12 protein-coding genes are annotated in these 12403 nt (G+C 54.0%); 4 read left to right on the top strand and 8 right to left on the bottom strand.

The genetic code is table 11. From position 1 onward, the window contains the following. Window positions 1–13: 13 nt before the first annotated feature. Window positions 14–1108: a tRNA 2-selenouridine(34) synthase MnmH gene (mnmH, locus tag J4617_RS17380; RefSeq protein ID WP_001154077.1), complete on the top strand. Its 1095-nt coding sequence runs from the start codon at window positions 14–16 to the stop codon at window positions 1106–1108. 28 nt (window positions 1109–1136) lie between these two features. On the opposite strand, the gene J4617_RS17385 is transcribed toward mnmH, so the two are convergent. The 6 genes from J4617_RS17385 to ybbA form a co-directional block, all read right to left on the bottom strand. After that, complete coding sequence (locus tag J4617_RS17385; protein ID WP_000342247.1) at window positions 1137–1796, bottom strand: methionine ABC transporter permease; 660 nt, start codon at window positions 1794–1796, stop codon at window positions 1137–1139. Further along, the gene (gene sfbB, locus J4617_RS17390; RefSeq protein WP_000569667.1) at window positions 1789–2805 is read right to left on the bottom strand and encodes a virulence-associated ABC transporter ATP-binding protein SfbB; all 1017 of its coding nucleotides are present in this window, start codon (window positions 2803–2805) and stop codon (window positions 1789–1791) included. Before sfbB ends, J4617_RS17385 begins: the two co-directional genes overlap by 8 nt. Before the next feature lie 36 nt (window positions 2806–2841). Continuing rightward, complete coding sequence (locus tag J4617_RS17395) at window positions 2842–3672, bottom strand: MetQ/NlpA family ABC transporter substrate-binding protein (protein WP_017465367.1); 831 nt, start codon at window positions 3670–3672, stop codon at window positions 2842–2844. A gap of 256 nt (window positions 3673–3928) precedes the next feature. After that, complete coding sequence (locus J4617_RS17400; protein ID WP_000152862.1) at window positions 3929–5062, bottom strand: porin; 1134 nt, start codon at window positions 5060–5062, stop codon at window positions 3929–3931. 186 nt (window positions 5063–5248) lie between these two features. Beyond that, entirely contained in the window at window positions 5249–7663 is a 2415-nt protein-coding gene (ybbP, locus tag J4617_RS17405; RefSeq protein WP_017465368.1) for a putative ABC transporter permease subunit YbbP, read from the bottom strand. Continuing rightward, window positions 7660–8346: a putative ABC transporter ATP-binding protein YbbA gene (ybbA, locus tag J4617_RS17410; RefSeq protein ID WP_017465369.1), complete on the bottom strand. Its 687-nt coding sequence runs from the start codon at window positions 8344–8346 to the stop codon at window positions 7660–7662. The genes ybbP and ybbA overlap by 4 nt, the downstream gene beginning before the upstream one ends. On the opposite strand from ybbA, the gene tesA reads away from it, so the two are divergent. The 3 genes from tesA to cnoX all read left to right on the top strand — a co-directional run bounded on the left by tesA (window position 8317) and on the right by cnoX (window position 10770). Beyond that, window positions 8317–8931, top strand: a complete 615-nt coding sequence (gene tesA, locus J4617_RS17415; protein ID WP_001010574.1) for a multifunctional acyl-CoA thioesterase I/protease I/lysophospholipase L1 — start codon at window positions 8317–8319, stop codon at window positions 8929–8931. The genes ybbA and tesA overlap by 30 nt on opposite strands. 154 nt (window positions 8932–9085) lie before the next feature. Continuing rightward, window positions 9086–9856 (top strand): SDR family oxidoreductase, encoded by a 771-nt coding sequence (locus J4617_RS17420; RefSeq protein ID WP_001172804.1) that lies wholly within the window; start codon window positions 9086–9088, stop codon window positions 9854–9856. Window positions 9857–9915: 59 nt separating this feature from the next. Continuing rightward, window positions 9916–10770, top strand: a complete 855-nt coding sequence (gene cnoX, locus J4617_RS17425) for a chaperedoxin (protein WP_000116060.1) — start codon at window positions 9916–9918, stop codon at window positions 10768–10770. An 85-nt stretch (window positions 10771–10855) separates the two neighbouring features. Here the strand turns inward: cnoX and fetB are convergent, their stop codons facing one another. Both fetB and fetA read right to left on the bottom strand, forming a co-directional pair. Next, window positions 10856–11635 carry an iron export ABC transporter permease subunit FetB gene (gene fetB / locus J4617_RS17430; RefSeq protein ID WP_001002130.1) on the bottom strand — a complete coding sequence of 260 codons (780 nt, stop codon included), beginning with the start codon at window positions 11633–11635 and terminating at the stop codon, window positions 10856–10858. Then, window positions 11622–12299 (bottom strand): iron ABC transporter ATP-binding protein FetA, encoded by a 678-nt coding sequence (gene fetA, locus J4617_RS17435; protein ID WP_000140192.1) that lies wholly within the window; start codon window positions 12297–12299, stop codon window positions 11622–11624. The genes fetB and fetA overlap by 14 nt, the downstream gene beginning before the upstream one ends. Between the last annotated feature and the right edge of the window lie 104 nt (window positions 12300–12403).

The following is a 12403-nucleotide window of genomic DNA, read 5'->3' on the forward strand; positions in this document are numbered from 1 at the left end:
TACGTTTTACGTTATGCAAGACAGACAAAAAGCACAGGACTATCGCGCGCTCCTCCTTGCCGATACGCCTTTAATTGATGTACGCGCGCCGATTGAGTTTGAACAGGGCGCCATGCCGGGCGCTATCAACCTGCCATTGATGATGGATGACGAGCGGGCCGCCGTCGGCACCTGCTACAAACGTCAGGGCGCGGATGCGGCGTTAGCGTTGGGGCATCGGCTGGTTTGCGGCGACATTCGCCAGCAGCGGCTTGAGGCCTGGAAAGCCGCGTATCAACGTTTCCCCAACGGGTATCTGTGCTGCGCGCGCGGCGGTCAGCGGTCACATATCGTACAACGTTGGCTGCAAGAAACAGGGATTGACTGCCCGCTTATTGAAGGCGGCTATAAAGCGCTGCGCCAGACAGCAATTCAGGCGACCTGGCAACTGGCGCAAAAACCGATACTTTTAATTGGCGGCTGTACGGGCAGCGGCAAAACGCAACTGGTGCGACAACAGCCCAACGGCGTGGATCTGGAAGGTCTCGCGCGTCATCGCGGCTCCTCTTTTGGCCGCACGCTGAACCCCCAGCTCAGCCAGGCCAGTTTTGAAAACAAACTTGCCGTTGAATTGCTGAAAATTAACGCGCGTCAGACGCTAAAAAGGTGGGTACTGGAAGATGAAGGGCGAACGATCGGCGCCAACCATCTGCCTGAGTGTTTACGCGAAAGAATGGCGCAGGCCCCCATTGCGGTAGTGGAAGATCCGTTTGCGCTTCGTCTGGAACGACTGCGTGAAGAGTATTTCATCCGTATGCATCACGACTTCACCCACGCCTACGGCGATGAAGCCGGTTGGCAGGCGTATAGTGAATATCTTCATCATGGACTGTTCGCTATTCGCCGCCGTCTGGGGTTGCAACGCTTTGCCGAACTGACGGACACGCTGGATAGGGCGCTGGCAGAGCAATTATCCAGCGGCAGCACCGACGGCCATATGGCATGGCTGGTTCCGCTACTTAACGAATATTACGACCCAATGTATCGCTATCAACTGGAGAAAAAAGCCGCGAATATCGTTTTTCGCGGCCCATGGCAAGACGTTGCCAACTGGCTAAAAGCGCAATAGCTTACTTTTATTGCCGGCTGACGCCGGCTTAGTGTCTGTCGCGCTTGTCGGCACGTTTTGCCAGCCAGTCGCCCAGCATCTGAACGACCTGAACCAGCACAATCAGCGCCACTACGGTAACAACCATCACTTCGGTTTCGTAACGGTAGTAGCCATAGCGAATCGCCAGGTCGCCTACCCCGCCGCCGCCGACAATCCCGGCCATCGCCGAGTAGCCGATTAAGCTTACCAGCGTAATCGTCAGGCCGCGCAGCAGCCCTGCGCTGGCTTCCGGCAACAGTACGGTACAGATAATACGCATCGGACTAGCGCCGAATGCCAGCGCCGCCTCAATAATCCCTTTATCGACTTCACGGAGCGCGCTATCTACCAGGCGTGCATAAAACGCGATTGCGGCCACCGACAGCGGGACGGAGGCTGCAATCGGGCCAATGGTATTGCCCAGCAAAAGCTGCGTTAGCGGCAGTAACAGCACCAGTAAAATAACAAATGGCACCGAGCGGATAATATTCACCAGAACCGAGGCGACGAGATAAATAAAACGGTTCTGCCAGAACAGATGACGATCGGTGACAAAAATCAGAAAACCGAGCGGTAGACCGCCAAGAATCGCCAGCACCGTTGAAATACTCAACATCTGGAAAGTTTCATTGAACGCCAGCGTTAAATCCGGCAATAAATCATCCACGGATCACCTCCACCTGTGCGGTACGTTGACGGATATGCTCCACGGCGGCGGCCACCGCCGTTGGATTATGCGGCGCGGTTAATTGCACCACCAGAATGCCCAACGCGCGTTCGCCGATATATTCAATCTTGCCATGCAGGATATTGACCGCGACGCCAAACTTGATCGCCACCTCCGACAGTACCGGCTGCTCCGCCGAATCGCCGATAAACAAAATTTTCAGCAACTGCCCGGGCAGGTGTTCCCGTAAACGTTCCGGCAGGGTCAAATTAAGGGTATGAGACACCAGTTGCTGTGTGAAAGCGTGTTGCGGGTGGGCAAACACATCAAACACCTCGCCCGATTCCACAACCTTACCGCCCGACATCACCGCCACGCGATCGCAAATAGATTTGATCACGTTCATTTCATGGGTGATCAGCACAATAGTAATCCCAAGCTGTGCGTTGATCTGTCTGAGCAGGGCCAGAATCGTGGCGGAAGTTTCCAGATCCAGAGCGGAAGTCGGTTCATCACACAACAACACATCCGGATGGTTAGCGATGGCGCGGGCTATCCCCACCCGCTGTTTTTGCCCGCCGCTGAGCTGTACCGGGAAACGGTTCGCTTTATCGGCAAGGCCCACCAGCGTTAAAATTTCCGCCACCCGTGGCGCGATTTTGCTGCGTTCCCAGCCAGCCGCTTTCAGGCTAAACGCAACGTTTTGCGCCACTGTCCGGGTATGCATTAAGTTAAAATGCTGGAAAATCATACCAATACGCTGCCGCGCCTGGCGTAACGCTTTTCCGTCCAGCGCCGAAATTTCCACGCCGTTGACGTTGACGCGCCCCTGGCTGGGACGCGTTAAGGCGTTCAGGGTACGCAGCAGCGTGCTTTTTCCTGCGCCGCTGGTACCGACAATGCCAAAAATCTCGCCCGCGGCGATATGCAGGCTCACATCATCCACCGCGCGCGTGGAGGTACCGCGCCCGGCGGTAAAATCGACGCAGACTTTTTCTATTTCAATCATATTCACCTCAGAAATTGGGGATGGCCACCGCTGCGATCAGGGTGTCGCGGTCATCCATTCCGGTTTCTGGAAGGCGCTATAAATATTCTTTGGATCGTCGATAACCGCGCGATAAGCCGGCGATTTCACCGCCTCGACAATATCTTTGGCAAACGGCTTATCGGCATCTTCACTGCGTACCGCAATGATATTTTTCAGGTTCTCATCCAGGTGTTCCTGCTTAATCGCGCTGGAGAGATCGAGTCCTGCCGCCACCGCAAAGTTCCCGTTAACCAGCGCGCCGGTCACGCCATCCAGCGTGCGCGGTAGCTGTGCGGCTTCCAGCGGTTTGAAAACCAGTCCTTTTGGATTGCTGGCGATATCTCGTTCAGAGGCTTTGGTCGGATCGATATTGTCCTTAATCGTGATGAGCCCCAACGATTGCAGGAAGCGAAGGCCGCGCGCCAGGTTAGTCGGATCGTTGGAGAGAGTAATAATGTCCCCTTTTTTAAGCGCATCCAGACTGTTGATTTTACGTGAATAGAAGCCCATCCCAGCGGTCGGTACCACAATAAGTTTGCTGAGCTTCAGCCCTTTGTCAGCGGTGAATTTGTCAAAATAGAGGGTATGTTGAAAGAGGTCGGCGTCGATGCTGCCGTTAGCTAACGCCATATTGGGCTGGACATAGTCGCTAAACTCGCGCACCACGACCTTATACCCTTTTTCTTTTAATGTCGGCGCAATCGCCTGCTTCACCATGTCGCCATACGGCCCTGGCGCGACGCCAAATACGATCGTTTGCGGGGAACTATCGGCATGGGCAAACTGTAATCCGCAGGCCAGTAATAGCGTGCTGGCCGCAATGCGTAAACTCTGACGCAATCCCATAATTTCTCCATTTTAAATAGTGTGATGCTGTGCCGGATGCCGTTCATGCGGCATCGTCTGTTTTGGCCCAAACGAAAGGCTATTTCTTAACATGACACAGATCACAGCCTGCTGTCCTTGAAATTATTTCATGATGTTTCCTGGTGTGTCGTTAAATGTACGAGGCAGGCGCTCAGGCGTGTGTCAGGCGGGAATGGCGTAAAGGGAAATGCCGGATAAGAGGTCTTAACGCCAACATCCGGCAGAGGAAAACGCTTTAGAAATCGTAACGCAGACGCACCAGGTTCATATCGCCCAGATTGTCAGTGCTGGAGGTGAAAACATGTTCATAATCAACGCGGAAACCATAATCCAGTTGGAAGGTGATCCCCACGCCGTTATCGGTGCGCAGATAGTCGCGGCCATTCACATATTCAATGCGGTCGCCCATAAAGTACGGTTGAATAGCTTTCACGGCATACTGACCAATCGGGAAAGCGTAACCGACAAAATATTCCAGACCCCACGCATCGCCGGCAAAGTAATCATTCACAGACACTTTTTTGGTCGTCATAAAGTTCTGATACCAACCGCCGCCTGCGGCGATAGTCCAGTTTTCCGGCGTCCAGCTTAACGCGGTACCGACAATATTTTGATCGTAAGTTTTATTGCCGTTGCCGCGCATCTCCGCACGGGTATAGTTCCATGCCGTCCCCCAGGTCAGATCGTCGGTGAGATGGTAATCCGCGCCTAAAGAACCGCCGCCTTTACGTTTGTAATTCAGGCCGTTATTGGCATTATAATCGTCGCTGAACAGATAAGACGCGTAGAGATCGACATTGCCAATGCTTTTCTTATACTTCAATGACTTACGCGTGCGGTAAGAACCATCGTAGTCGCCGTTAATCCCGTTGCCCGGCGCCTGACCTATCATGTCGTAATCCCAGATATCGGTTTTTACGCCCACCACATCGTAATAAATGCTGTTCTGTTGACCGAAGGTCAGCGTTCCCCACGTCGCGCTCTTGAAGCCGGTATACAGCATACGGCGAGTGGTATCAGTCGCGCCCTTCGCATAATGGTTATCCCAGTCAAATACCGCAGGGATATTGACGCCCAGCTCGTAATAGCTAATCCAACTGATATCATCAAACAGATAATAATCCGCGGCGAAGCGGAAACGCGTCCCGCCATCAAAACCATTACGTTTATAACCGTTCGCGCCGTCATTGCCGGTCATATTCTGGAACTGCGGACGAATACTCCCGCCAACGGTGAAATTGAGTCGGCTGAGTGGATTACCCGCCTGGGGATCTTGTTTTAAAACGGTGATTTCCGCCTGAGTGGCGAAAGGCATGAAAGCCATTGCCGCGCCGATCGATGCCGCCAACGCTGTTATTTTTATTGTCATTATATTTTCCTTGATAGATAGCCAATCCAAATCATTTAGCAGGCAAATAATAACTGTTATAAAACCTTACGTGTTGTGTATTTTTTAATGATTTGTGCTACTAAAAATCAAGGAGTTAGCAATTTGTGCGACTAAATAAAGTACGCGCCGTTTTAAAAACCGGCGCGAAATTATTCACATCATGAATCATCCGTTAAACTGTCGGAATAGCGCTTTGCCTTTCAGCAAACGAACGCCAAGCCAGCCGCCGCATACGGAAAGCAGCAGCGCGCCGCAAAACGGCAGTGCGCCCCATAAACGCCAGTCCGGCTCCCAGGGGAAATCAAAAACGTTGATTTGTAAGATCGCCAGCGCCGTTTCCGCGCCAATCGCGGCGACCAGCCCGGCAACTAACCCCAGCATGGCGAATTCGCACCAGAGTGTGGTACGCAACAGTTTCTTTCCGGCTCCTAACGTGCGCCACACCACCAGCTCCTGATGGCGCTGACGCATCCCGACCTGTACCTGAGCCAGTAATAGCAACATGCCGCAGAGGGTGACTAGCACAACCATCACCTCCAGCGCCCGACTGACCTGCTCCAGCACCTGTCCCACCTGTTTCAGGATCGCCCCGATATCTAACAGGCTGACGGTAGGAAACTCGCGGTTAAGCTGCGTTAACATGCCGTTGCCATTCTCCCAGCGAAAACTGGTCAACCAGCTTTGTGGTTGCCCGTCCAGCGCCCCGGAAGGAAAAATGAAGAAAAAGTTGGGCCGCAGGCTTTCCCAGTCCACTTGACGCAGGCTGGTGACTTTAGCGCTAAATGCCTGGGTATCGCCCATAAAGGTTACGCTATCGCCGAGTTTGACGTTCAGCCGCTTCGCCAGCCCCTCTTCCATAGAGACTTCGCCCGGTTTTGGCGGCCAGTGACCGGCGACCAGCGGATTATGCGCCGGGCGCGTATCCTGCCAGGTCAAATTCAGTTCACGGTTGAGCGACTCATCCTGCTGACCTTCCGTCGGATTACCGTTTATCCTGGTTAACCGCGCCCGCACAATCGGATAAAACGTCTGCGGAATCACCTGATGTTCTGCCAAAAAGGCTTTCAGCGGCGCAACCTGTTCTGAAGCAATATTGATAAGGAAATAGTTCGGACTTTCCGGCGGGAGCTGCTGTTGCCAGCGATCAAGGAGGTCGCCGCGCAGCACCAGCAAGAGCGCCAGCAGCATAAACGAAAGCGAAAACGCCGAAAGCTGACTCAACGTTGACCACGGCTGACGCAGAAGTCGGCTGACGGCCAGACGCAGCGGTAGCGACGTCAACGTCATGCCGCGCAGCACGTTAAGCAGCATCCAGCCCACCAGACCGCACATCAGCGCCAGTATCACGGCGCCCGCCAGAACCGCCCACAACAGCATACTTCCGCCCATCAATCCGGCGAGCAGCGCCACCACGACGGCGCAGGCAACAGGCAAATAAATTTTTAACGGCCAGACGCGAGCAACAACATCGCGGCGCAGCACCCGTAGCGGCTGGGTCGCCAGCAACAATCGATAAGGCCGTAAACCGACCAGCAGAGAGATGACCGTCATCGCGCCCAGCGCCCACAGCCAGGGCCACAGGCTGGCGAGCGGCAAATCGGCGGGCAATACCGGTTTTAGCAGCACCAGCAATATGTTTTCAAACAGTAACCCAATCGCGCCTCCCGTGACGGCGGAAAGCCCCAGCACCATCAACCACTGTCCGATAATAAGTTTACGCAACTGGGCCCGGCCCGCGCCCAACGTTTTTAAAATCGCCACCAGATCGTAGCGGCTACGGCAGTAATGGCTCATCGCCACCGCGACGGCAGCTACCGCCAGCAGTAGCGTTAATAACGCCGAAAGCAGCAAAAACTGCTGCGAACGTTCGAGCGATTTCCCCAATGCCCCGTCATCCTCCTCCAGTCCGTACCAGCGATGTTCCGGTTTAAGCTGCGGTAACAGCCAGCTTTCATAGCCAGCAAGCTGTTGCGGCGTTCCGCCGAATTTATACCTCCACATCACGCGACTCCCCGGCTGTATCGCACCGGTTTTTGCCACATCGGCCATATTCATCATCAGACGCGGCGCCATCTGAAAAGGGTTAAACCCGGAATCCGGCTCCTGCACCACTTCACCGGCAATACGCAAGGTCACGTCGCCGACATCAATGGTATCGCCCGTTTTCAAATTAAGCAGCGCCATCAGACGCGGCGCCAGCAGTACGCTACCCGGCTGCGGTTTCACTCCGCCTGGACGGGTTTGCAATTCGCCGTACATCGGATAAACGCTATCCACTGCCTTCACGCTGGCCAGTTGCGGCGTATCGCCGGCAAACGTCATGGTCGCAAAGGTTAACTGCTCGCCCACGTTAAGGCCGCGTTTACGCGCCTCTTCAAGCCAGGCTTTCGGTACCTCCCGCGAACTTTGCAGCGTCCGATCGCCTGCCATAAACTCGCGGCTTTGCTGACTTAACCCTTTTTCCATCCGGTCGCTGATACTGCCGAGCGCCAGTACGCAGGCCACCGCCAGACTCAACGCCAGCCAGACAATAATCAGCGACGGCGAGCGCCATTCGCGCCAGAACCAGCGAGCTATCATGCCTCCTCCTGTAACTGACCGTTGACCAACCGCAGCCTCCGGTCGCAGCGCGCCGCCAGCGCCGGGTCGTGCGTCACCAGAATCAGCGTGGTGCCGTGCTCGCGGTTAAGCGAAAATAGCAGGTCGGCGATTTTATCTCCGGTCTGACGGTCAAGGTTGCCCGTCGGCTCATCGGCAAACAGCACATCAGGACGCCCGTTAAACGCGCGCGCCAGCGCTACGCGCTGCTGCTCGCCGCCGGAAAGCTGTGCCGGAAGGTGGTCAAGCCGTTTTCCCAGTCCCAGTTGTTCGAGCAGCGCTTTCGCCCCCGCCTTACTCTGACCGCTGTTTTCACCGCGTAGCAGGGCCGGTAGCTCAACGTTTTCCAGCGCGTTAAGCGTAGAAATAAGCATGAAGGATTGAAAAACAAAACCGACATGCTGAGCGCGAAGCTGCGCCCGCGCCTCTTCGTCCATCTGGTGAAGCGGTTTCCCCACCAGACTGACCTCTCCGCTACTGCCGTCATCCAGTCCGGCGAGAATCGCCAGCAGCGTAGATTTTCCCGATCCTGATTCGCCAATCAGCGCAATGGTTTCGCCGCGTTTGACAACCAGTTCAACTCCGGTAAGGATGGAAAGCTCATGCTCACCCTGACCGACGGACTTCCTGAGACGATGAACTTCAACACTGTTTTCCGCTGGCATTTGCCCTTCCTGTTTTTGATCCTGTTAACTTTCCGTGCCGCCGCCGCAGACACCTTATTAATTCTGGGCGATAGCCTCAGCGCCGGTTACCGTATGGCCGCCAGCGCGGCATGGCCGTCGCTCCTTAATGATAAATGGCAAAACAAAACGTCGGTCGTTAATGCCAGTATAAGCGGAGATACCTCGCAGCAGGGACTGGCGCGTTTGCCGGCGCTGTTGCAACAGCATCACCCGCGCTGGGTAGTGGTGGAACTTGGCGGCAACGATGGCCTACGCGGTTTTGCGCCTGCGCAAACCGAACAGACGCTACGTAAAATCATTCAGACGGTGAAAGCCGCCGATGCCCAACCGTTACTGATGCAAATTCATCTGCCCGCTAACTACGGTCGCCGTTATAATGAATCCTTTAGCGCCATTTATCCTAAGCTCGCCAAAGAGTTCGATATTCCTCTGTTACCGTTTTTTATGGAAGAGGTATATCTGAAACCGCAGTGGATGCAGGATGACGGCATTCATCCCAACCGCGACGCCCAGCCGTTTATTGCCGACTGGATGGCGAAGCAGTTGACCCCTTTTCTCTCCTGAATCATTCGAGTTGCATGAAGGCGGCACGTAAGAGAATTTCCAGGAGCATAGATACCTATGTGACTGGAGTAAACGAACGCACAGGCAACTTGAAGTATGACGGATATAGTTAACCACGACTCTTAAATCAACGGAGATCCTGACAGGTAAAGTTATGCAAAAATCGGTCTTAATAACAGGATGTTCCAGCGGAATCGGTCTGGACAGCGCGCTTGAGCTTAAACGCCAGGGCTTTCAAATCCTGGCGGGCTGCCGCAAACCTGATGATGTCGCCCGGATGAACAGTATGGGATTTACCGGCGTGTTGATCGATCTCGACTCCCCTGAAAGCGTGGATCGTGCCGCCGATGAAGTGATCGCCCTGACCGATAATCGTCTGTATGGGATCTTTAACAATGCCGGCTACGGCGTGTATGGCCCCCTTTCTACCATCAGCCGTGAGCAGATGGAGCAACAGTTTTCCAGTAATTTTTTCGGCGCGCATCAGCTTACCATGCGCTTACTTCCCGCCATGTTGCCGCATGGCGAAGGACGCATTGTGATGACCTCATCGGTGATGGGGCTGATTTCCACCCCAGGGCGCGGCGCTTATGCCGCCAGCAAGTATGCGCTCGAAGCCTGGTCTGACGCGCTACGTATGGAGCTACGGCACACAGGCATTAAAGTGAGCCTGATAGAACCGGGGCCGATTCGTACCCGTTTTACGGATAACGTTAACCAGACGCAGCGTGATAAACCGGTAGAAAATCCCGGCATCGCCGCACGTTTCACCCGCGATCCTGACGCGGTAGTAGCGAAAGTACGTCATGCTTTTGCAAGCGATAAACCCAGGCTGCGCTATCCCGTTACGCTGGTCACCTGGGCGGTGATGGCGCTGAAACGCCTATTGCCGGGCCGGATGCTGGATAAAATTTTACAAAGCTGAGTTGAAGCGCGCCAGTCAGCCCCCATGTAAACGTGACACAGACAAAAGAGAGCGACGCCATGTCCGTACAGAACATTGTCAATATTAATGAATCCAACCTGCAGCAGACCTTAGAGCAGTCCATGACCACGCCGGTACTGTTCTATTTCTGGTCTGAACGCAGCCAACACTGTCTGCAATTAACGCCAGTGCTGGAAAGTCTGGCTGCCCAGTACCACGGTCAGTTTATTCTGGCAAAGCTGGACTGCGACGCCGAACAGATGATCGCCGCTCAGTTTGGTCTGCGCGCCATCCCGACTGTCTATCTGTTCCAGAATGGCCAACCGGTCGATGGTTTCCAGGGGCCGCAGCCGGAAGAGGCGATCCGCGCTCTGCTGGATAAAGTACTGCCGCGCGAAGAAGAGCTAAAAGCGCAACAAGCGATGCAGTTAATGCAGGAGGGCAACTACATTGACGCGCTGCCGTTGCTCAAAGACGCCTGGCAGCTCTCTTCGCAGAACAGTGAGATTGGCCTGTTACTGGCGGAAGCGCAAATTGCGCTGAACCGCTCTGAAGAGGCCGAAGCGGTGTTAAAAACTATCCCGCTACAGGATCAGGATACCCGTTATCAGGGGCTGGTTGCGCAGATCGAACTGCTTAAACAGGCGGCGGATACGCCGGAAATTCAGCAACTTCAGCAGCAAGTCGCGGAGAATCCGCAGGATGCGGCTTTGGCAACGCAACTGGCGTTGCAGTTGCACCAGGTCGGACGTAATGAAGAAGCGCTGGAATTGCTGTTCAGCCATCTGAGAAAAGATCTTGCCGCCGCCGAGGGACAGACGCGCAAAACCTTCCAGGAGATCCTTGCCGCGCTCGGCACCGGCGACGCGCTGGCGTCGAAATACCGCCGCCAGTTGTACGCGCTACTGTATTAATCCTCTCTTGCCTGATGGCGCGCTTATCTGGCCTACCTGTCGTCCTCAGGCCGGATAAGGCGCTTGCGCCATCATCCGGCAACTATCATGATTTCTTGAGCGGCATCACTACCAACTGATGACGCGAATTATAGAACTTCCGGTAGGTTAAATAGCAGGCAATGATGGTAGACAGGCTGGCTGTCGACAACAGCATAAACGTTACCATAATTTGATATTTAATCGCTTTTACCGGATCGATCCCGGCAAAAATCAGCCCGGACATCATCCCCGGCAGGCTCACCAGCCCAACGGTCTTTGCCGAGTCGATCGTCGGGATAAGCGATGCGCGGATGCTATCGCGGATAAGCCCGGCGGAGGCCATTTTCGGTGTTGCGCCCAAACTTAACTTTTCCTGGATTTGCTGCTGCTCGCTATGAAAACGTAGCCCCAGTTGGTTGTAGCACAGCCCTACCGCTACCATCGCATTACCGGCGACCATGCCAGCGATGGGAATCACCTGCATCGGCGCAAATTCAATCGAACCGGTAAGCACCAGTACCGTCAGCGTTAGTCCGGCGCCGACGGTGATGGCGATAAACGAGGAGAGAAATGCCTTATCGATATATTTACTGCGCTTTTGCGCGTTCCAGGCGGCGTTAAAACAGATGAACAGCACCATCAGCAGCGTCAGGGCGGCATGATTAACGCCAAAGATGTATTTCAGTACATAGCCGACAATAATGAGCTGTATCACCGCCCGGCATACGCTCCACAGAATATCTTTTTCCAGCGCCAGCTTTTCCTTGTGACTGATGAGCATCGCGACCACCACCAGCAGCATCGATAACGCCAGCGAGGTATTGGTAATATTATGCTCGTTCATAACGCGCCTCCTGCATCTCTCCGGCAGATGGCGTTAACGTTATCACCTTATCCGCGTGTTGAATTTCATCTTTATCATGCGTTACCCACAAGACAGCGACCTGCTTATCGCGAACATAGCGATGAATAATATCATTTACATTCCGTTTGTTATGTTCATCCAGCGCACTGGTTATTTCGTCGAGTAACAGTATTTTCGGCAGAAACTGTAGATTACGAATTAGAGCAATACGCTGTTTTTCCCCGCCGGAAAGCGCGGCAATCGGTTTTTGCAGAATCGTCTCCGGCAGTTCAAAACGCGCCAGATCGTCTGCGAAGGCTGTCGGCTGCGGGCGCTGATGGCGAATTTGCCAGGGAAAAATCAGGTTATCGTAAACCGTATCGCCAAATAGCGCTGGCGTCTGAGCGCAATAAGAAACCTGCTGGCGATAGGCTTCCGGACTCAGAGTAGTAATATCCTGCCCCTCAAAAAGAATCACGCCGATATCAGGGCTTATTAACGAGGCCACCATTTTCAACAACGTACTTTTTCCGCAGCCAGAAGGACCGGTAATTAACTTAAATTCGCCGCGTTGCAGCGTAAAACTGATGTTATTCACTATTTTTGTCGTCGCAGTCCGGTAACCGACCTGCTTTAACTCAAGCAACATGCTACGTTCTGTCATTTATTGCGCATCCGTTGTTCATATTTTTATAGCGATAGTGTATCCCTGTAATTAATAAGGGGGGAACATGCTTTACTGAATCAGGTATAATTCGCTTAATTCGT

This window comes from Salmonella sp. 32010601201800023SM, assembly GCF_017572235.1.
Lineage (GTDB): Bacteria > Pseudomonadota > Gammaproteobacteria > Enterobacterales > Enterobacteriaceae > Salmonella > Salmonella enterica.